Source organism: Cupriavidus sp. HE11 (assembly GCF_056097175.1).
In genome coordinates, this window is record NZ_CP184465.1 from 1,823,953 (window position 1) to 1,844,716 (window position 20,764).

The 20,764-nt window shown below is 66.6% G+C and carries 21 protein-coding genes; 19 read left to right on the top strand and 2 right to left on the bottom strand.

The annotated features are described in order from the left end of the window. The first annotated feature begins 59 nt into the window (after positions 1-59). The 13 genes from ACOABP_RS25500 to ACOABP_RS25560 all read left to right on the top strand — a co-directional run bounded on the left by ACOABP_RS25500 (position 60) and on the right by ACOABP_RS25560 (position 13,583). A complete protein-coding gene (locus ACOABP_RS25500; protein ID WP_474230550.1) occupies positions 60-1,562 on the top strand; it encodes a DUF3300 domain-containing protein in 1,503 nt (500 codons plus the stop codon). A 36-nt stretch (positions 1,563-1,598) separates the two neighbouring features. Next, positions 1,599-2,543, top strand: coding sequence for a DUF2950 domain-containing protein (locus ACOABP_RS25505; RefSeq protein ID WP_474228455.1), 945 nt, complete (start codon positions 1,599-1,601; stop codon positions 2,541-2,543). Between the two features lie 520 nt (positions 2,544-3,063). Continuing rightward, positions 3,064-3,630 carry a BPSL1445 family SYLF domain-containing lipoprotein gene (locus ACOABP_RS25510; protein WP_474230551.1) on the top strand — a complete coding sequence of 189 codons (567 nt, stop codon included), beginning with the start codon at positions 3,064-3,066 and terminating at the stop codon, positions 3,628-3,630. 12 nt (positions 3,631-3,642) lie between these two features. Next, positions 3,643-4,539, top strand: a complete 897-nt coding sequence (locus tag ACOABP_RS25515; RefSeq protein ID WP_474228456.1) for a sensor histidine kinase — start codon at positions 3,643-3,645, stop codon at positions 4,537-4,539. Between the two features lie 6 nt (positions 4,540-4,545). Beyond that, positions 4,546-5,169 (top strand): response regulator transcription factor, encoded by a 624-nt coding sequence (locus ACOABP_RS25520; protein ID WP_474228457.1) that lies wholly within the window; start codon positions 4,546-4,548, stop codon positions 5,167-5,169. Positions 5,170-5,370: 201 nt separating this feature from the next. Beyond that, positions 5,371-5,742, top strand: a complete 372-nt coding sequence (locus ACOABP_RS25525) for a response regulator transcription factor (RefSeq protein ID WP_474228458.1) — start codon at positions 5,371-5,373, stop codon at positions 5,740-5,742. Positions 5,743-5,864: 122 nt separating this feature from the next. Beyond that, positions 5,865-6,119, top strand: a complete 255-nt coding sequence (locus ACOABP_RS25530) for an RNA recognition motif domain-containing protein (protein WP_474228459.1) — start codon at positions 5,865-5,867, stop codon at positions 6,117-6,119. A gap of 50 nt (positions 6,120-6,169) precedes the next feature. Next, complete coding sequence (locus tag ACOABP_RS25535; protein WP_474228460.1) at positions 6,170-7,420, top strand: efflux RND transporter periplasmic adaptor subunit; 1,251 nt, start codon at positions 6,170-6,172, stop codon at positions 7,418-7,420. Continuing rightward, complete coding sequence (locus ACOABP_RS25540) at positions 7,417-10,590, top strand: efflux RND transporter permease subunit (protein ID WP_474228461.1); 3,174 nt, start codon at positions 7,417-7,419, stop codon at positions 10,588-10,590. Before ACOABP_RS25535 ends, ACOABP_RS25540 begins: the two co-directional genes overlap by 4 nt. Further along, the gene (locus tag ACOABP_RS25545; protein ID WP_474228462.1) at positions 10,587-12,053 is read left to right on the top strand and encodes an efflux transporter outer membrane subunit; all 1,467 of its coding nucleotides are present in this window, start codon (positions 10,587-10,589) and stop codon (positions 12,051-12,053) included. Before ACOABP_RS25540 ends, ACOABP_RS25545 begins: the two co-directional genes overlap by 4 nt. A gap of 3 nt (positions 12,054-12,056) precedes the next feature. Next, the gene (locus ACOABP_RS25550) at positions 12,057-12,539 is read left to right on the top strand and encodes a glycine zipper family protein (protein ID WP_092599191.1); all 483 of its coding nucleotides are present in this window, start codon (positions 12,057-12,059) and stop codon (positions 12,537-12,539) included. Between the two features lie 13 nt (positions 12,540-12,552). Further along, the gene (locus tag ACOABP_RS25555; RefSeq protein ID WP_474228463.1) at positions 12,553-13,140 is read left to right on the top strand and encodes a hypothetical protein; all 588 of its coding nucleotides are present in this window, start codon (positions 12,553-12,555) and stop codon (positions 13,138-13,140) included. A gap of 44 nt (positions 13,141-13,184) precedes the next feature. Further along, positions 13,185-13,583: a hypothetical protein gene (locus ACOABP_RS25560; RefSeq protein ID WP_474228464.1), complete on the top strand. Its 399-nt coding sequence runs from the start codon at positions 13,185-13,187 to the stop codon at positions 13,581-13,583. Between the two features lie 48 nt (positions 13,584-13,631). On the opposite strand, the gene ppk2 is transcribed toward ACOABP_RS25560, so the two are convergent. Continuing rightward, a complete protein-coding gene (ppk2, locus tag ACOABP_RS25565; RefSeq protein WP_474228465.1) occupies positions 13,632-14,450 on the bottom strand; it encodes a polyphosphate kinase 2 in 819 nt (272 codons plus the stop codon). A gap of 166 nt (positions 14,451-14,616) precedes the next feature. Between ppk2 and ACOABP_RS25570 the strand changes: the two genes are divergently transcribed. From ACOABP_RS25570 to ACOABP_RS25595, 6 genes are read left to right on the top strand one after another with little or no spacing between them, the layout of a single operon-like run. Continuing rightward, positions 14,617-14,889 carry a hypothetical protein gene (locus tag ACOABP_RS25570; RefSeq protein WP_474228466.1) on the top strand — a complete coding sequence of 91 codons (273 nt, stop codon included), beginning with the start codon at positions 14,617-14,619 and terminating at the stop codon, positions 14,887-14,889. 40 nt (positions 14,890-14,929) lie between these two features. Beyond that, positions 14,930-16,072 carry an AI-2E family transporter gene (locus tag ACOABP_RS25575; RefSeq protein WP_474228467.1) on the top strand — a complete coding sequence of 381 codons (1,143 nt, stop codon included), beginning with the start codon at positions 14,930-14,932 and terminating at the stop codon, positions 16,070-16,072. Between the two features lie 3 nt (positions 16,073-16,075). Continuing rightward, the gene (locus ACOABP_RS25580; protein ID WP_474228468.1) at positions 16,076-17,617 is read left to right on the top strand and encodes an efflux transporter outer membrane subunit; all 1,542 of its coding nucleotides are present in this window, start codon (positions 16,076-16,078) and stop codon (positions 17,615-17,617) included. Beyond that, positions 17,614-18,783, top strand: a complete 1,170-nt coding sequence (locus ACOABP_RS25585; protein ID WP_474228469.1) for an HlyD family secretion protein — start codon at positions 17,614-17,616, stop codon at positions 18,781-18,783. The genes ACOABP_RS25580 and ACOABP_RS25585 overlap by 4 nt, the downstream gene beginning before the upstream one ends. After that, positions 18,773-19,804 (top strand): DUF2955 domain-containing protein, encoded by a 1,032-nt coding sequence (locus ACOABP_RS25590; RefSeq protein WP_474228470.1) that lies wholly within the window; start codon positions 18,773-18,775, stop codon positions 19,802-19,804. Before ACOABP_RS25585 ends, ACOABP_RS25590 begins: the two co-directional genes overlap by 11 nt. A gap of 17 nt (positions 19,805-19,821) precedes the next feature. Next, positions 19,822-20,271, top strand: a complete 450-nt coding sequence (locus tag ACOABP_RS25595; protein WP_066742258.1) for an ion channel — start codon at positions 19,822-19,824, stop codon at positions 20,269-20,271. A 28-nt stretch (positions 20,272-20,299) separates the two neighbouring features. On the opposite strand, the gene ACOABP_RS25600 is transcribed toward ACOABP_RS25595, so the two are convergent. Then, entirely contained in the window at positions 20,300-20,665 is a 366-nt protein-coding gene (locus ACOABP_RS25600; protein ID WP_474228471.1) for a hypothetical protein, read from the bottom strand. Positions 20,666-20,764 lie beyond the last annotated feature (99 nt).

Consider the following 20,764-nt stretch of genomic DNA (forward strand, 5'->3'; position numbering starts at 1 on the left):
AAGGGGAAGTCGGCACCATTTTGCGGAGGGACGCCATGAGGGGTGGCAGCGGGCGACATATGCGGCGCATGCGATGCATCGGCCACTGGATGCTTGCCGGCCTGTTGGTCTCCACGGGCAGCGCCTGGGCACAGCAGCCGGCCCCGGGCCAGCAGCCTGCGGCAGCGCCGCCGCCGGCGCAGGGCCAGCAGGAGACAGCGGGGCAGCAGACCTTCAAGCCCGAGGAAATCGAGGCGCTGGTGGCGCCTATCGCGCTGTATCCGGATTCGGTGCTGTCGCAGGTGCTGATGGCGTCAACCTATCCGCTGGAAATCGTGCAGGCCGCGCGCTGGCAGAAGGCCAATTCGAGCCTGAAGGGCGATGCGGCCGTGAAGGCCGTGCAGGATCAGCCATGGGATGTCAGCGTGAAGTCGCTGGTGGCGTTTCCGCAGGTGCTGGAGCCAATGAACGACAAGCTCGACTGGACACAGAAGCTTGGCGACGCCTTCCTGGCCCAGGAAAAGGACGTGCTGGCCGCCGTGCAGCGGTTGCGCAACAAGGCCCAGCAGTCCGGCAACCTGAAGTCGAACGAGCAGCAGAACGTGACGGTCCAGCCGGCCACGCAAAGCAGCGGCACGCAGCAGACCATCATCATCGAGCCGGCCAATCCGCAGGTGATCTACGTGCCGGCCTACAACCCGGCCACCGTCTACGGCAGCTGGGGCTATCCGAGCTACCCGCCGTACTACTGGCCGCCGTATCCGGCCTACTACCCGGGCGCCGCGCTGGCAACCGGGTTTGCCTGGGGCGTGGGCCTGGCGGCTGCCGGCGCGATCTTCGGCAATTGCAACTGGGGCGGCGGTGACGTGAATGTCAACGTGAACCGTGCCACCAACATCGACCGCAGCTTCAACCGCAGCAGCGTCGAGGGCGGCAAGTGGAAACACGACTCCAGCCATCGCAAGGGCGTGGCCTATCGCGATAACGCCACGCGCGAGAAGTTCGGCAACAACGTGGGCGGCGCGGACCGGCGCAATGACTTCCGCGGGCGCGAGGGCGACCGTGGCGGGGATCGTGCAGGCGACCGCGCGGGAGATCGCTCGGGTAACCGGGCCGGCGACCGCAGCGCGGATCGCGCAGGGGACCGTGCAGGGGATCGTGCCGGAGACCGGGGCGGCAATCGTGCCGGCGATCGTGGCCAGGGCGTGGGCGGCGATCGTGCCAGCACCGGCGACAGGATGTCCACGGATCGCGGGGGCGCCGGAGATCGCGGCGGTGGCGGCGCGAATCGCACCAGCTACGGTGGCGGCGGCCGGGACAGCGCGTTCCAGGGCGTGGGCGGCAGCGGCGCATCGTCGCAACGCGACTTCGACCGCGGACGTGCCAGTTCGGGCGGCGGTGGCTATGGCGGCGGGCAGGGCGCGGCCCAGCGCAGCGCCGGTGGTGGCGGCTTCCAGGGTGGCGGCGGCGCAAGCCGGGGCGGTGGCGGCGGTGGCTTCCAGGGTGGCGGCGGCGGCCGGGGCGGCGGTGGTGGCGGATTTGGTGGCGGCGGCGGTGGCCGTGGCGGCGGCGGTCGCCGGTAGCCGGAGATGGGCGATGACAACCACGAGGTGTCAGGCATGCGTGCAATGAAAGCAATCCTGCCGTCGCGCATCGCGCGTACCGTTCTGCCGCTGGTGCTGGGCGCGGCGCTGATGTCGGCCGCGCAGGCCCAGAAGGCGTTCGATACCCCCGAGGCCGCCATGAACGCGTTTGGCGACGCCGTAGCCACCAGCAACGACGCGGCCGTGACCGCGCTGCTGGGCGCCGAGGCGCGCCGCATGATCCCGCCGGTGGGCGCGGACCAGCGATACCGCTTCCTGTCGGCATGGAGCCAGTCGCACCGCATTGTGGGTGGCGACGACGGCACTGCGCGCGTGGCGGTCGGCGACAACGGCTGGACGCTGCCGATTCCGCTGGTCAAGACCAACGGACGCTGGCACTTCGATGCCAAGCAGGGCATCGGGGAGATCCGCTTGCGCCGCATTGGCCGGAATGAACTGTCGACCATCCAGACCATGCTGGCAATCTACGACGCCCAGCACGACTACGCGCTGGGCAACCACGAGGGCAATGGCCTCCTGGTCTACGCGCGCAAGCTGGTCAGTTCGCCGGGCAAGAAGGACGGGCTCTACTGGCCGACGCGCCCGGGCGAGCCGGAAAGCCCGCTCGGGCCAGCGTTCATCGATGCCGTCGCGAGCCATCGCAGTGCATCGGACGGCTATAACGGCTACCGCTACAAGCTGCTCAACGGACAGGGTCCGACTGCAACCGGTGGCAAGTACACGTATCTGGTCAACGGCAAGCTGTTCGGCGGGTTTGCGGTGCTGGCATGGCCCGCACGCTATGGCGATACCGGCATCAAGAGCTTCATGGTCAGCCATGACGGCCAGGTCTACGAGCGCGACCTTGGCCGCGATACCGCCAACCGGGCCGCGGGTATCGATACGTTCGACCCCGGCACGGGGTGGAGCAAGGTGGCGCCGGAACTGCTGCAACCGATGACGGCTGCCAGCGCCGATTGACCCGGCCGGCCGCCATTGGCCGACCTTTCCCTTCCATGCAAATGCCCTGGCCGGTATGCTTGCCGCGCCAGGGCATTTTCCTTCCCGGTCCCGCTTGATGAGATTCGGCACGCCCTGACACGCGCCAATTCTCATTTCTGTGCGGACGAATACTAAGCAGGCTGGTTAATTCAAATAATCCCGTCCCGGCGTCCTGCCGGGCGGTATCGGGTACCGTGCGCTTCGCCTGATTATTAATCGCCAATTAACGGCATGCGCGTGGCGTCCTGATATTTTTTGCGCCCGTGTTTCATCTTTACATGTGTGTGGAAGTAAAGATTGCAATCGGCAGGTCATCGACCTACTTTGATATGGCACTTACGGGATATCCAGAAAAAGCAATAAGCATCAATCGTATTTGGCGTGGGGTAGGCACGCCCAGGGACGCTTCATGGATCTGGCGCCGCGGCTCGTAGCTGGCCGCAGCCCGTTGTAGGGCCGGCCGCCCTGGCTTGCTCCCCGTTCTGTCTGGGAGACCATGATGAATCGACGGCTGTTCATGAGCCTGCCTTCACTGGCATTGGCGCCGGCATTGTTTGGTTGTACCACCAATATGTCAGGCAGCGATGCGGCGGCCAAGCGCCGCGAGATCGACGCCGGCGTGGATGGCACCATGAGCAAGCTGTTTGCGTCCGCCAGCTCGTCACAAGCCCTAGCGGAGAAGGCCAAGGGCATACTCGTGTTTCCCAAGATCCTGGCTGCCGGGTTTATTGTCGGCGCCGAGTATGGCGAAGGATCGCTCCGGGTGGCCAATTCACCGGTGGGCTATTACCGCACCACGACTGCGTCGTTCGGCTTTCTGGCTGGCGCACAGTCCAAGGCGCTCATCATGATGTTCATGACCGACGACGCGCTGAAGGCATTCGAGGCCAGCAAGGGCTGGACGGCTGGCGTGGACGGATCGGTGGCGCTGGCGACCATCGGCGCGAACGGGCAGGTCGACACCAACACGGCCCGTGCACCGATCATTGGATTCGTGCTGACGAACGCCGGGCTGATGGCCAACCTGTCGCTGGAAGGCACCAAGATCAGCAAGCTCGAAATCTGAGCACGCCAGGCCATGAGATGGGTCACGATGTTGCTGATGGGGGCCTCCGTCGCGTTGGCGATGGGCGTGCTGCCACGTCCGCGCACCACACCGCGCCGTCGTGACGATACCTTGCGGGTGGTCGACACCAGCCCGTTCTCGGACATCGCCAGCCGCCCCGGCATGGTCGAACTGGCAGGGTCGCTGGCGCATGAACTGAACCAGCCGCTGACCGCCATCACAAGCAACGCCCAGGCCGCGCGCGAGTACCTGTTGTCGGGCACGCCAGACCAGGCGGAGATCCGCGAAATCCTCGACGACATTGTCAGCGACGCCTCGCGCGCCAGCGACATCGTCAAGGGCGTGCGCGCGCTGATCCGGGGCGAGGCTCCCCACCTGGTGCCATTCCAGATCGGCGACGTGATCGTGCGTGCGCTGGAACTGGTGCGCGACGAAGCCAGGGCGCGCGAGGTGACCGTCGATGGCGAGGCTGACGGACAGCTGCCCCGCGCCGTGGGCGATCCGATGGAGATCCAGCTCGTGCTGCTGAACCTGCTGGTCAATGCGCTGGATGCCGTGGAGGCCGCGCACGCGCGCGGGGCGCGCAAGGTATCGGTTGCCGCGTCCGCGCAGGACGGTGTGCTGAAGCTGACCGTGCGCGACAACGGCTGCGGCGTGGCCGAGGGCGACCTCGACAAGATCTTTCGCCCGTTCTTTTCATCGAAGCCCAAAGGCATGGGCCTGGGCCTGTCGTTCAGCCGCGCACTCATGGAGCGCAACGGCGGCCGGCTGCGCGCCATCCGCAACAGCGACAAGGGCATGACGTTCGAATGCCTGTTGCGCACCGAAGACTCCGCCTCGGTCACGGCGCATCATCGCGCGCCGGCGGTCGTGGCGGCCCGGTTCAGGACTGCATTTTCCAGGAGATAAGACTCCATGCTCGTGACCAGGACCACCATCTATATTGTTGACGATGACGACAGCGTGCGACGGGCGCTGGGTCGCGTGCTGGGCGCGCACGGCTATCTCACCGCGGGATTCGCGTCCGCCAGCCAGTTCCTGGAGGAAGCCGACATCGACGACACGCCGGGCTGCGTGTTGCTGGACCTGCAGTTGCCCGACATCAGCGGCATCGACCTGCAGCAGGCGCTGTGCAGCCGGCTTCCGGTCATCATCCTGACCGGCCATGCCGACGTAGCCAGCGCGGTGGTGACGATGCAGGCCGGCGCCATCGACTTCCTGCAGAAGCCGGTATCGGACGTACAGTTGCTGGCGGCGGTGAACAAGGGCTGCGAATGTGCCACGCGCCAGTTTGCGCAGGCCAGTGAACTGCGCGACCTGCAGAAGAAGATCGACCGCCTGACGCCGCGCGAGCGCGAAGTGCTGGCCTGGATTGTCACGGGCTTCCGCAACAAGCAGGTGGCCAACCGGCTTGGCACGGTCGAGAAGACCATCAAGGTGCATCGCGCCCACGTGATGCAGAAGCTGGAAGTGGATTCCCTGCCAGCGCTGGTCCGCATCGCCGACCGCATGGGCATGGTGGCCGATCCGGCCACCTGACACCGTCCGTCCGTCCCACCGGGGCGCGGTACGATGCCGCCCCCGTTCCACGCCTCTCCGGCGCCGGGGCCGGCCCCATCCTGCCCCCCCCATTCCCGGGCCCGACTTGGCTCCAGCGCTGGACCATGGGCCAATATCGCCCGCCTCGCCTGTCTCGTAGCCTAACCATTACGTGCTTACAATCGGCTGCGCAACGTGCAAATGGGTGCTACCGGAAACTTCGTGGTGGTTGTGGACGACGACGCGTCAGTGGCGCGATCCACGTCGCGGCTGTTGCGTGCCGCGGGCATCACGGTCGACACCTTCACCAGCGGCACCGATTTTCTTGCCCGCATCCAGGGCAAGGCGGCCTACCGGCCGTTCTGCGTGATCCTCGACGTCTGCATGCCGGGGATGGACGGGCTGGAGGTGCAGCAACAACTGGCCGGCCTGGCGCTTCCCCTGATCTTCATTACCGCGCACGAGGTGCCGGAGGCACGCGACAAGGCATTGGCGGCGGGCGCCGTCGGCTATCTGCGCAAGCCTTTCGACGCCGCCCAGCTGGTTGATCTGGTACGAAGCGTGATGCCTTAGTCCCATGCCTTTGGTCCTTGGTCCAATTGTCATTCAGGCCGTAGCAGGCACACTCTTACCAAGGCGTGCAGCAGGCGCCCTGCCGCACGCATGGCTCGCCAGCCAAACAGGAGGACCGGCAAATGTCGCTACTGATGCTTTCCAACCTCCACCCGGACACCACCGAGGAGCAGGTCAAGGAATTCCTTGGCCGCTATGGCTTTCCGCCTGCCGACGAGATCGAGCGGCAGGACGGCGACGGTACCCGTCCCTCGATGACGCTGACGTTCCGGACGGTGGATACGGGCGCGCTGCAGCAGCTGGTGCCGCGCATCCATGGCGTGTTCTGGAACGGCCACAAGATCAATGCGCTGATCCTGCGCGAACACTTCAGGTAATCGCACAAGTCTCGCGTGGCCCGCGGCCGACGCGAGCAGGAGATACGACGATGGCAAGCGGTCTGGAATCCAAGCGCGGTCGGTGGGCATTGCTGGTCCTGGCCGCACTGGCGGTGTCCGGTTGCCACAAGCAGGAGGCCAAGGGGCCGGCCGCGCCCCCGGCCGCCGAAGTGGGCGTGGTCAAGGTCACCTTGCACGACGTGCCACTGACCTACGAGTTCGTGGGCGAGACGCAAAGCTCCCAGCAGGTGGAGATCCGGGCCCGCGTGAGCGGCTTCCTGGAGCAGCGCCTCTATACCGAAGGCTCGATGGTCAAGGCCGGCCAGGTCATGTTCCGCATGGACCAGAAGCCGTTCCAGGCCGCGCTCGACGCGGCGCAGGCCGAACTGGCCCAGCAACAGGCCCGGCTGACCACCGCACGCTCGAACCTGGCGCGGGTCAAGCCGCTGGCCGCCAAGAACGCCTTGAGCCAGAAGGACCTGGACGAAGCGACCGGCCAGGAGCAGTCCGCCGCTGCCGCCGTCGAAGCCGCCAAGGCCAACGTCACCAACGCCAAGCTGAATCTCGGCTATACGACGATCGCGTCGCCCGTGGATGGCCTGTCCAGCTATGCCAAGAAGCAGGTGGGCTCGTACATCGACGCCACCAACAGCCTGCTCACGTATGTAGCCAAGCTCGATCCGATCTGGGTCAACTTCAGCCTGTCCGAGAACGAGGTGCTGCAATACCAGTCGCAGACCGCGGCCGGCAGCATCCGCATGCCCGAGCGGGGCGCGATGGAAGTGGAGATCGTGCTGGCCGACGGCACCACGTATCCGCAGCGCGGGCATATTGCCTTTGCCGATGCGTCGTTCAATTCCGAAACCGGCACCTACCTGATTCGCGCCGAAATGCCGAATACCAAGGGCATGCTGCGCCCGGGCCAGTTCGTGCGTGTGCGGCTGATTGGCGCGGTGCGTACCAAGGCCATCACCGTGCCGCAGGAAGCGGTGGTGCAGGGCCAGCGCGGTCAGTCGGTGTGGCTGGTGGGCAAGGAGAACAAGGCCGAACCGCGCGTGATCGATGTGGGCGAATGGTCGCAGGGCAACTGGGTGGTGCGTTCGGGCCTGCATGAAGGCGATACGGTGATTGTCGACGGCTCGATCCGGCTCGCGCCCGGCGCGCCGGTCAAGCCGGTGGCCGCGCCGCCGCGCCAGGCCAGCGACGGGCCGTCGCCGGTGCCACCGTCGGCGCCCCCGGCACATCCCGCGGCACCGGGCTCCACCGGCGCGTCGGAAGCCGGCAAGGGTGCGGCGTCATGAAACTCTCCCACTTCTTTATCGACCGCCCGATCTTCGCGTCGGTGCTGTCGATCATCATCGTGGTGGGCGGGATGGTGGCGCTGTTCAACCTGCCGATTGCACAGTTTCCGGACATCACGCCGCCCAGCATCACCGTGTCCACGACGTATCCGGGAGCCAGTTCGGAAGTGGTGGCGCAGAACGTGGCCGCCCCGATCGAGCAGCAGGTGAACGGCGCGGACAACATGCTGTACATGTCGTCCACCAGCTCGTCCACGGGCAACATCACGCTGACCACGTATTTCGAGATCGGCACCGATCCGGCGCTGGCGCAGGTGGACGTGCAGAACCGCGTCAACCTGGCCTTGCCGACACTGCCCGACGCCGTGACCAAGCAGGGCGTGACCGTGGAAAAGCGCTCGCAGGCGTTCATGATGGTGATTGCCGTCTATTCGCCTGACAACAGCTATCCGCAGACCTTCGTCGACAACTACACGAGCATCTACATCCTCGATTCGCTCAAGCGCATCCCGGGCGCCAACCAGTCGGCCATCTTCGGCACGCCCGATTACGCCATGCGCATCTGGCTCAAGCCCGACCGCATGGCCCAGCTTGGCATCACGGCCGAGGACGTCAAGAACGCGGTGGCCAACCAGAACGAGCAGTTTTCGGCTGGCCGCATCGGCAGTTCGCCCACGTCGGAACCGGTCAAGCAGACGTTCCCGGTGACCACCAAGGGCCGCATGACCGAGCCGGCCGAGTTCGAGAACATCATCCTGCGCGCGGCATCCGGCGACGCCGCGCTGGTGCGGCTCAAGGATATCGGCCGCGCCGAACTGGGATCGAAGGACTATTCGCTGCGCAGCCGCTACAAGGGCAAGACGGCAACGCTGCTGGCCGTGTACCAGCAACCGGGTGCGAACGCGCTGGCCGTGGCAGGACAGGTCCGCAAGGCGCTGGAGGAAGCCAAGAAGTCGTTCCCGCCGGGCCTGGAATACGAGGTGGCGCTCGACACCACCGAGTTCGTGCATGAGTCGATCAACGAGGTGGTGCATACGCTGCGCGATGCGGTGATCCTGGTGATCCTGGTGGTGTACGTGTTCCTGCAGAGCTTCCGCGCCACGCTGGTTCCTATCCTGGCGGTGCCGGTGTCGATCATCGGCACGTTCACCGCCATGGCTGCCTTCGGCTTCTCGGTGAACATGCTCACGTTATTCGGCATGGTGCTGGCCATCGGCATCGTGGTGGACGATGCCATCGTGGTGATCGAGAACGTCGAACGCAACATGATGGAGTTCCACATGCCGCCCAAGGAGGCCGCCAAGGCCGCCATGGACGAAGTGGGCGGCCCGGTGATCGCCATCGTGCTGGTGCTGCTGGCGGTGTTTATCCCGGTGGCGTTCCTGTCGGGCATCACGGGCCAGCTCTACAAGCAGTTCGCCATTACGCTGGCGGTGTCGGTGCTGCTGTCCGGCGTGGTGGCGCTGACATTGTCGCCGGCACTGGCGGCCATCCTGCTCAAGCCCGGCAGCCACAAGAAGAACCGTTTCTTCCAATGGTTCAACCGCAGTTTCGACCGGCTGGTGGAAGGCTATGGATCGACCGTGCAGGTCGTGATCCGGCGCACGGCGATCTCGTTGGGGATCGTCGTCGCGCTGATCGTGGCCGCGGTGCTGATGTTCATCCGCATTCCGTCGTCGTTCCTGCCGGTGGAGGATCAGGGCTATCTGCTGGGCGCGGTGATCATGCCGGACGCGGCCAGCCTGGATCGTACCGGCGCGGTATCGAAGCGGGCCGCCGAGTGGTTCGAGAAGCAGCCGGGTGTGAAGTCGGTGGCCGTGCCCGATGGCTTCAGCCTGATCGATTCGCAGAACAAGTCGAATGCCGGCACCTTGTTCATCACGCTGAAGGGCTTTCACGAGCGCGGCAAGGGCGAGAGCGCGGCCGACCTGATCGCGAAGGCCAACAAGGAGTTTTCGACGTATCGCGACGGGCTGGTGATTCCCGTGAATCCGCCGTCGATTCCAGGGCTGGGCACCACGGGCGGCTTCGAGTTCTGGCTGCAGAGCACAGGTGACGGTACCTACCAGCAACTGGAGGAACGCACGCGCGCGTTTATCGCCAAGGCGCGGCAGCGTCCGGAGCTGCGCGGCGTGAGCACGACAATCAACACGCGTTCGCGACAGCTGCTGGTTGACCTGGATCGCGAGCGGGCCGAGACGCAGGGCGTGCCTGTGGAGCAGGTGTACTCCGCGTTGCAGACCATGTTCGGATCGTTGTACGTGAGCCAGTTCCCCAAGAACAGCCGCCTGTTCCAGGTGATCCTGCAGGCCGAGCCCGAGTACCGGTCGAAGCCCGAAGACATCGACAAGGTGTACGTGCGCAATTCGCACAACGAGATGGTGCCGATCAAGGCGGTGACCACCACGCGCTGGATAGCCGGCGCAGACCTGGTGACGCGCTTCAACAATTTCCCGGCGGCCAAGATTACCGGCGATGCCGCGCCGGGCTACAGCTCGGGCCAGGCGCTGCAGGCCATGGAGGAAGTGGCGGCCGAGGTGCTGGGCGAGGGCTACAGCTATGCATGGAGCGGCCAGGCCTACGAGGAAAAGAAGGCCGGCTCCACGGCGGCGCTGGTGTTTGCCTTCGCCCTGCTGATGGTGTTCCTGATCCTGGCGGCGCAGTACGAGAAATGGTCGCTGCCGATCGGGGTGCTGCTGGCCGTGCCGTTCGCGCTGTTCGGTGCGCTGGTCGGCATCCTGGTGCGGGGGATGGAGAACGACGTGTACTTCCAGATCGGGCTGACAGTGCTGATCGCGCTGGCCGCCAAGAACGCCATCCTGATCTTCGAGTTCGCGGTGGAGATGCGCGTCAAGGAGGGGCTGAGCCCGTATGACGCGGCGGTCAAGGCGTCCAAGATGCGGCTGCGTCCGATCATCATGACGTCGCTGGCGTTCATCCTCGGCTGTATCCCGCTGGCCATTGCCAGCGGCGCGTCGGCGGCCAGCCGCCAGTCGCTGGGTACCGGCGTGATCGGCGGCATGCTCGGCGCCACGGTGATCGCCATCTTCTTTATCCCGATGTTCTTCTGGGGCCTGGAGCGCGAGAGCAAGAAGAAGCTCGCCGAGCAGGGCGAGAACGATGCAGGGTCCGGCGCCAAGCCCTCCGCGCCTACCGGAGGCACGCTATGAGCCATCGTGGATGGCCAGGGTGCGCCCTGGTGCCGGGGCTGGCGGCGCTGACGCTGGTGGCTGGCGGCTGTACCGTGGGTCCGGACTACGTACGGCCCGACGTGCCGGTGCCGGAGACCTATCGTTTCGCGCCCGAGACGCAGCAGTCGGCCGACGTGGTGACCACGCAATACTGGTGGTCGCAGATCGGTGACCCGGTGCTCGACGACCTGATCGCCACGGCGCGCGCGCACAACTACGACGTGCTGATTGCCACGGCGCGCGTGGAGGAATACTACGGGCGCGTGATGACCACGCGTGCGGGGCTGTTTCCGCAGGTGGGCGCAGAGGCAGGCGGCAGCCGGCAGCGCATCAGCAATAGCGGCGGCACGGTACTGCCCATCAACAACCCGTTCAACTCGGTCAAGGCCGACGTCTACGCATCGTGGGAGATCGACCTGTTCGGCCGGATCCGGCGCATGACCGAATCGGCGCGGGCCGACTGGGCCGCTTCCGAACAGGCGCGCCGCAGCACCGAGATCAGCGTGGTGGCGGCGGTGGCCAGCGGCTACATCACGTTGCGCGACCTCGACAACCGCCTGCGTATCGCGCAGGACACGCTGACCAGCCGCGAGGGCGCGCTGCAGGTGTTCCGGGAACGGTTCCAGGGCGGCGTGGTGTCCGAGGTCGAGTATGCGCAGTCGCGTTCCGAGTACGCGTCGGCCCAGGCATCGGTCGAGCAGTTCAGGCAGCTGGTGGCGCAGCAGGAAGACCTGCTGGCGTTGCTGGTCGGCGATAACCCGCGCGCCATGCCGCGTGGCAAGTCGATTGACGAGCTGATCCTGCCCGTGGTGCCGGTGGGGCTGCCGTCCTCGCTGCTGGAGCAGCGCCCGGACCTGCTGCAGGCCGAGCAGTCGCTGGTGTCGGCCAATGCGCAGATTGGCGCCGCACGCGCGCAGTATTTCCCGACGATCTCGCTGACCGGCATGTTCGGCGCGGCCAGCACGGCGCTGTCCGGGCTATGGGTGGGGTCGTCTAAAGCCTGGTCGTATGGCGGGCTGATCAGCCTGCCGATTTTCACCGCCGGCGCGATTGCCGGTGACGTGAAGCAGGCCGAGGCGCGCCAGAAGCAGGCGCTGTATGGCTATCAGCAGGCGGTGCAGACGGCGTTCCGCGAGGTTGCCGATGCGCTGGCCGGCGTGCAGTACACGCGCAGCCAGCTGGTGGCAAAGAACGACCAGGTGGACGCGCTGTCGCGCTATGCACTGCTGGCGCGCGACCGCTACGAAGGCGGTTACACCAGCTATCTGGAGGTGCTCGATTCGGAGCGCTCGCTGTTTTCCGCGCAGCTGGAGCAATCGACGCTGCGCGGCACGGAGTTTGGCCAGCTGGTCCAGCTCTACAAGGCGCTGGGCGGCGGCTGGCCCGTCGACAGCGCACCCCAGGCCAGCGTCAGTCAGCCGGCCAGCCCCGCCAAGGAGTGAATCATGTCCAGATCCAGCATTCCTGCCGCGTTGCTTGCCGCCACCGTCCTGGTTGGCCTGAGCGCTGGCGCACTCGCGCAATCGAAACCCATCGCCTATCCGGCCAAGGGGCAAAGCCAGGCCAAGCAGCAGGAGGATGACGGCTACTGCTATTCGTGGGCCAAGTCGAACACCGGCATCGATCCGGCGCAGGTGGCCGCCGCGCCGCCTCCGGCGCCCAGCGGGCCGGCCGTGGGCGGTGGCGAACGGGTGGGCGGTGCGGCGCGCGGTGCGGCGGGCGGCGCGGTCGTTGGCGCCATCGCGGGCGATGCCGGCAAGGGAGCGGCAGCCGGCGCGGCCGTGGGCACGATGGCTGGCGGCCACCGGGCACGCCAGAACCAGCGCAATGCGCAGGCCAACGCGCAATCGCAGCAGTCGGGTGCCATGAACACCTATTACCGCGCGTATTCAGCCTGCATGCAGGGGCGCGGCTACACGATCCAATAACCAGGGAGGTCATATGTTCAAGCGAGTTGCGATTACAGCGGCAGTGCTGTTGAGCCTGTCGGCGGTGTCCCATGCCCAGCCGGATGTGAAGACGGACGTGACGCGATCCGACGGGCAGGCCACGGCCACCGCCACGGCCAAGGTCAACGCCACCATCACCGCCATCGACGCGGCGTCGCGCAAGGTCACGCTCAAGACCCAGGCCGGCAAGGTCGTGGACATGACCGTGGGTGAAGAGGCGCGCAACTTCGACCAGCTGCACGTGGGCGACAAGGTGGCCGTCGAGTACACCGAAGCCCTGACCGTAAGCCTGAAGAAGGGCAGCGGGGCGGCGACCATGCAGGAACGCGAGATCGCCGAACGCTCGCAGCCGGGCGCCAAGCCGGGTGGCCGGGTTGGACGCGAAGTGACCGTGGTGGCGCAGGTCGTCAAGGTCGACAAGGAGAAGAACATCGTCACGGTGAAGGGGCCGCGTGGGCGCACGGTGGACCTGCTGGTGGAAGACCCCGACCAGATGAAGGCCGTCAAGAAGGGTGACCGCGTGCAGGCTGTCTATACTGAGGCAGTTGCGGTATCGGTCACCCCGGGTACCGCGAAGTAGCCGGCTTTTCCAACCAGTCCGGCAAAGGAGCCAAGGAGGCAGCCTTGAAACACACTGCGAAATGGCACGGCCTGTGCGCGGCCGCGCTGCTGGGCCTGGCCTGGCCAGCGCATGCGTATTTCGATCACTTCCTGAACGGCACCATCATCGGCACGCTGGACAAGGACCAGGTGGCGGCTCTGCGCACCGCCTTCGGCAAGACGCTGACGGATTCCGACGACGGCGCCAGTGTGCCGTTCCACCTGGATGCCAGCACCAGCAATCCCAAGAGTAAGGCTACCGACGGAACGTTCACGCCGCTCAAGACGCGTACCGAGAGCGGCCAGCGCTGCCGCAAGGTGCGTAGCGAACTGCGTCAGCCGGGCCGGCAACCCGAGCGCTGGACAGGCTGGTACTGCCAGCAGTCGGACGGCGACTGGAAGAAAACGATGATCAAGGAGTGACCGGCACGGGACGGCGGGGCGCAAGCCCCGTCGCCCGCTGCAGGGCTTTCAGAACTTCTCGGGGATGTAGCGGTACGGATAGTCGGGCGCCTTGTAGTTGCCCGGCTTCTGCCGCGCCGGCAGCGTGACCTTCTTGCTCTTGATGCGTTCGTAGGGCACGGAAGCGAGCAGATGGCTGATGATGTTCAGCCGGGCGCGCCGCTTGTTGTCGGAGCGCACCACGTGCCACGGGGCGAAATCGGTATCGGATGCATCGAACATCGCGTCGCGGGCACGCGAGTAGTCGTACCAGCGGCTGTACGACTTCAGGTCCATGTCCGTCAGCTTCCAGGTCTTGCGCCCGTCCTCGATGCGCGATTGCAGCCGGCGCGTCTGCTCTTCAGGCGTGACTTCGAGCCAGTACTTGAGCAGCAGCACGTTCGACCCGACAATGGCGCGCTCCATCAGCGGCACGGCACGCAGGAAGCCGTCCACCTGCTCGTCGCTGGCAAAGCCCATCACGCGCTCCACGCCGGCGCGGTTGTACCAGCTGCGGTCGAAGATCACCACCTCGCCCGCTGCGGGCAGATGCGGGATGTACCGTTGCATGTACATCTGGGTCTTTTCGCGCTCGGTGGGTGCGGGCAGCGCCACCACGCGGAACACGCGCGGGCTGACCCGCTCCGTGATGGCCTTGATGGTGCCGCCCTTGCCTGCGCCGTCCCGTCCCTCGAAGACGACGCAGACCTTGGTACCGGTGGCTTTTATCCAGTTCTGCATGTGTACCAGCTCCACATGCAGTCCGGCCAGTATCTCGTCATAGTCCTTGCGGCCCAAAGCGGTGCCGGCCTCCGCCTCGCTTTCGGCGCGCCGTGCCTGTTTTGCCATGTCTGCTCCCAGAGTCTTTGTGGGGGGACACTTTCCCCGAGTATCAATCTGGACACTACATCGTGCTTTGGCAATGGACCTTGGGCCAATGCTTGGCCCAAGGACCAATTGCATTGCGCCGATGCTTGGCTGACTCTAGTGACAGAACCTGTTCGTGTTTGCCATCATGCATAAATGCGGTGTCGTGTTGATGGCGGGGGCGCTGTGGCTGGCCGTGGTGGGCATCTTCTTCAGCGATCCCAGCGGACAGATGCCGGACAAGCTGAACCTGTTCAGGCTGGCGATGCGTGGCCTGGAGGTGCAGATGTTCCGGACCGGCAGCGACCCGCCACGCTACCTGGTGAATGTGCTCGCCCGCGACTGGTTGCTGGGTTGCGTGGTGCTGTTCGCCGTCGGCGCCATCGTGGTCCTGATCGCACGCAGGCGCCAGGATGCCTGATGGCGCGCCCGCAATCCCGCCGCACAAGGGAGGCCATCCCATGCTGCAAGCCCCGTATTCCAGCGCGACCGCGTCGCGCACGCTGATCGACTCGCTGATCCGCTTCGGCCTGATCGCGCTGCTGTCGGTCTTCTGTTTCCAGATCTTCAAGCCGTTCATGAACCTGCTGTTGTGGTCGGTGATACTGGCCATCACCATGTATCCGCTGCAGGTGCGGCTACGCGGCAAGGTTTTTGATGGCGAAGGGCGCACCGCCACGCTGATCATCGTGCTGGTGATTGCCGTGGTGATGGTCCCGACCTACCTGCTGGGCATTGCGCTCATCGATTCGGTCGAGCACGCCATGGCGATTGCCAAGACCGGAGAGTTCACGATTCCGCCGCCGCCGGAGTCTGTGGCCGGTTGGCCCGTGATCGGGCAGCGGGTGCACGACGCCTGGGCGATGGCGTCCAGCGATGCCGGCGGCCTGATCCAGAAGCTGGGGCCGCAGATCAAGACGGCCAGCATCGGCCTGCTTGGGGCCGTGGGCGGCGTGGGCGTGGGGCTGCTGGTCTTCGTCGGCGCGCTGATCATCGCCGGGATCATCATGGCCTATGGCGAACTGGGCACGCGTAGCGCGGAGCAGATTGCCTCGCGCCTCACCAGCCCGGAACGCGGGCCGCGCATCACCGCGCTGTGCACGGCGACCGTGCGCGCCGTGGCCCAGGGCGTGGTGGGCATTGCCTTTATCCAGATGCTGCTGATTGGCGTCGCCTTCATCATCAAGGGCGTGCCGGGCGCTGGGCTGCTGGCGCTGGCGGTGCTGCTGCTGGGCATCATGCAGCTGCCGGCCACGCTGATCACGGTGCCCGTGATCGTGCTGGTGTTCGCGGCAGAGGGCGCTTCCGGCACCAACATCATATTTGCCATCTACGTGTTCATCGCGGGGCTGTCGGACAACGTGCTCAAGCCGCTGCTGCTGGGGCGCGGCGTTGACGTGCCGATGCCGGTCATCCTGATCGGCGCGCTGGGCGGCATGGTCACCGGCGGGGTGATCGGCCTGTTCATCGGCCCGATCGTGCTGGCGGTCGGTTATCAGTTGTTCTGGCAATGGGTGGAAGACCCGCCGCCGCGCGTCGAGGTAGAAGCCGAACCGCCGCGCAGCGTGCCCGACATTACCGGTGCCGACGTCACCAGGGGATAAGCCGTGGCCGCATCCGCCCGTGCCTGGCTGGCCGTGGCCGCCGTGCTTGGCGGATGCGCACGGGTAGGGCCGGATTTCCAGCCCCAGCCCGAGCCGTGGACCGCCACCTGGCGCAGCGATGCCATCGAGCAGGCCAGCGTCCAGCAGGCCGAGCCGGACCTGCGCCAATGGTGGCAGGTGTTCGGCGACCCGGTTCTCGAAACGCTGATGGCCGAAGCCGACGCCGGCAATGCCGACGTGCGGATAGCCGGCCTGCGCGTGATGGAGGCGCGCGCCCAGCTGGGCATCGCGCTGGCGGGCCGCTATCCGCAGATGCAGCAGGCCAGTGGGTCGGCCATGTATGTCCACAGCCGCCAGTCCGGACCCACCGCGCAGACCGCGCGGATGTGGGAATACAGCGCGGGCGTGGATATCGGCTGGGAGCTTGATTTCTGGGGCCGCTTTGCGCGGGCCATCGAATCGGCCGATGCCGCGTACTTTGGCGCCCAGGCCAATCGCGAGGCAGTGCTGGTGCTGCTGCATGCCCAGCTGGCGACCACGTACTTTGCAGTGCGCACGGCCGAAGCGCGGCTGCGCATCGCCCGCGAGAACGCGCGGCTGCAGAAGCGCAGCTTCGAGATCACGGAGCGGCTGTTCAAGGGCGGCGAAAGCGACGAACTCGATTTTCAGCAGGCGCGCACGCAGTACCTGGGCACGTTGAGCAGTATTCCGGAACTGGAGAACCAGATCGGGCAGGCGCGCAATGCCCTGGTGGTGCTGCTGGGACGCCCGCCGGGCCCGCTGCCCGAGCTGGCCAACGCCGCTGACCGCGAGGGGGTGCTGCCATTGATCGACCGGGCCGTGTTGCAGGACGTGCCTGCCAACCTGCTGCTGCGCCGCGCGGACATCCGCGCGGCCGAGTTCCGCATCGCGGCGCAGTCCGCATTGATCGGCGTCGCCAAGGCCGACCTTTACCCGGCCGTCACGCTGATGGGCAGCATCGGCTGGACCGCGGCCTCGCTGCCGGGCACCCAGAACGGGCTGTTGCTGGTGGGCGGCCCCAGCGTGCGCTGGAACATCTTCGACTACGGCCGCATCGTCAACAACGTGCGGGTGCAGGATGCGCGGCTGCAGCAACTGATCGTCGACTACCAGGGCGCGGTGCGCCAGGCCGCACGCGAAGCCGACGACGCGGCCAGCGGGCTTGCCAAGGCGCTGCAGCGCGAGCGCATCCTGGGAGAGGCGGCGCATTCGGCCGAGCGGTCGCTGTCGCTGGCGAACACGGTGTTCCGCGAAGGGTATTCCGATTTCCAGCGCGTGCTTGACGCCCAGCGTGCGCTGTTTGCCCAGCAGGACGCCTATCTGGTCAATCGCGGCAATGCCGTGAACTACCTGATCGGGCTCTACAAGGCACTGGGCGGCGGCTGGGACACCACGGCGCCGCTGCTCGATGCAGGCACACGGACCCAGATGCAGCAACGCACCAACTGGGGCGGATTGATCGACGAAGTATCGCCGCTGCCGGCGGCCAGCCGTCCGGCACAGACGGGGAGCGCGCGGCCATGAACGATACGCGTACCGACAACGCGCCGGCCGGCGAAAAGCGGGCCGAGGGCGCCGGCAGCAGCACCGCCACCGCGCCGCCCGCAACGCAGGCGGCGGCCGATCCGTCGCACAAGGCGCTGCGTTGGGTAGTGGTGCTGATCGTGCTGAGCCTGGCGTGGTACCTGCTGGCCGACCGTTTCACGCCTTACACCCAGCAGGCGCGCGTGCAGGCGTTCGTGATACCGGTGGCCTCCGAGGTGCCGGGCCGCGTGACGCGCGTCTACGTGCAGAACAACCAGAACGTGGCGGCCGGCACCGTGCTGTTCGATGTCGATCCACAGCACTACAAGATCGCACTGGACCGCGCACGCGCCGACCTGGAGACCACCCGGCGCGGGATTGGCGCCAGTACCGCCGGCATCGACTCGGCCCAGGCATCGCTGCGCGCCGCGCAGGCCAACGAACTGAAGGCGCAGCAGGACAGCGAGCGGCTGGAGCGTCTGTATCGCGAGGATCCGGGAACGGTCTCGGTACGCCGTCTGGAGGTGGCACGCGCCACGCACACGCAGGCCATCAGCCAGGTGGCGGCGGCGCGCGCCGAGGTGGAGCGCGCACGCGAGCAACAGGGTGGCAGCGACGAGGACAATGCCAAGCTGCGCAGCGCGGGCGCCGCCGTGGACAAGGCCGAGCTGGACCTTGCCAATGCGCAGGTGAAGGCGCGTACGGCCGGGCTGATAACGGACCTGCGCACCGAAACCGGCCAGTACGCGGCAGCGGGCGCGCCGTTGATGACGCTGATTGCCATCCACGATGTCTGGATCAGCGCCGACATGACCGAGAACAACCTCGGTCACCTGGCGCCCGGATCGCCGGTGCGGATCGTGCTCGATGCGCTGCCCGGCACGGTGCTGACAGGCAAGGTGCGCAGTATCGGCTACGGCATCAGCGCCGGCCAGAGTACGCCGCCGGGTACGCTGCCGACCATCCAGAACAGCCGCGACTGGCTGCGGCCCGCGCAGCGCTTTCCGGTGATCGTCGACATTGATCCGGGGCAGCTGCCCACGCTGCACGGCGTGCGCGTGGGCGGGCAGGCCGAGGTGATGGCCTTCCCCACCGAAGGGAACCCGCTGAACCTGCTGGGCCGCGCATTCCTGCGTGTCATGAGCTGGGTATCGTATGTCTACTGACGCCGCCTTGGTCATGCGCGCGATGCTGGCGCGCCGCGCATTGCGGCTGGCGCTGGGCACCGCCGCCTGCCTGGCCGTGAGCTTCGGCATGCAGTGGGCGGTGCCCGTGATGGCGCCGGTGCTGGCGGTCTTCCTGTTTGCGGCGATGGACCGCCCGCTGCCGTTCAAGGCCGGCGTGGGCCTGGCGCTGGTGGTCTTGCTGACGACCGGCAGCGGCATGCTGCTGGTGCCTTTCCTGCGTCATGCGCCCCTGACCGGCGTGCTGATGGCGGGCCTGTGCCTGTTCCTGGCGTTCCGCCACGGGCTGCGCGGCGGCAATAACCTGGTATCGACGTTCCTGGTGGCCGGCGTGACGCTGATTTCGGCGGCGGGTACCGCCAACAGCGCGCTGGCCCTGACCGTGATCGGTGCGCTGGTGCGCGGGCTGCTGTGCGCGGTGCTGATGCTCGGCATCTGCTATCAGCTGATTCCCGAACCGGGCGACATGCGCATGCCGCAGAAACCGGGCGCCACACCCGAAGATGCCGATGGCATGGCCCTGCGCGCCACGCTGGTGGTGATGCCGCCGTTCCTGCTGGCGATGGCCGACCCCGCAGCCTACCTGCCCATCATCATGAAGGCGGTCAGCCTGGGACGGCAGAGCTGCAGCACCACGGCGCGCGGCGCGGCGCTGGAACTGGTGGGCTCCACGCTGATGGGCGGGGTGCTCGCCATCCTGTGCTGGCTGGCGCTGGGGTTGTTCGTTCACATCTGGATGTTCTTCCTGTGGATGCTGCTGTTCGGGCTATGGGTGGCGCGCCGGCTGTTCCGGCTGCGGCCGGGGCGCATGTCGCCTGGCTTCTGGCTGAACAGCCTTGTCACGATGATCATCCTGCTGGGGCAGTCCGTGGCGGACAGCGCAGCGGGAAAGGACGTCTACCAGGCGTTCATGGTGCGCATGGGGCTGTTTGTCGGTGTATCGCTGTACGCATGGCTGATGATTGCACTTCTGGACCGGCGTGGCGCGCCGGTGCCGGCGTGACCCGAAGGAGACCGTCAATGCAACTGCACCTGCTGGTTGCCGCGCCCGTGATGCTGCTGTGTCTGCTGCTGCAATGCGGAGCCGTGGCGCTGTGCCTGCGGCGCTATGCGCGGTTCCAGAACAAGTGGCAGGGTCGCGAGCCGCTGTGGATGGACGCGGTATTGCTGACGTCGGTGATGCTGCTGACGCTGTTCTGCAACTTCGCGCAGATGGTGGTGTGGGCGGGGCTGTTCATGGCGCTGGGCGAGTTCGACACACTTGGGGCGGCGCTGTATCACTCGGCGGTGAACTTCGCCACGCTGGGCTACGGCGATATCGTGATGTCGCCCCGCTGGCGCATGCTCGGGCCGATCGAATCGGCGCTGGGCATCCTGATGTTCGGCCTGTCCACGGCGCTGATGACGGCGGCGGTGCTTGACGTGGTCAAGAGCCAGATGGCCCGGCTGCGGGAGACCGGGACGTCATGAGGCACGCGCCGCCTGCCGGCCGTGTTGTTCAGGTGCAGTTGGCGCGGTAGGTTTCCTCAAGCTGCTTGCGGGAGTCGTCACGCTCCAGCTTGGGAACGGCACGGCCCTGCGCGCTTTGCGTGGCGGTGCCGGGCGAAGTGTAGGCGCGTTGCTTCGAGGTGCCGTTCAGCTCCTGCAACAGGGCGTCGCAACGTTCGCGTTTGGCGTCGGCCGGACTCGCGGTGGGTGCCGAAGGCGGCCGATAGGGGTTGCTGCCCTCGCGTACCGCATCGGAGATGGCCGCGGCGCCGGAACTTGGCGCCTGCTGCGCGTGCGCGGGCAACAGGCCCAGGCTGACGACCAGCGCGCCGGTGGCGACGATCAGGCGCTGCAACGGCTTCAGGACATTCGGCATGCGGGCTCCGGTTTTCAGGTTGAGTGGGTGCGCGATGATGCTTAGTGACGCGCAGTGACCTTCTCTTAGCCTAGACGCCGCGGTGCCGTGTCGCAAGGG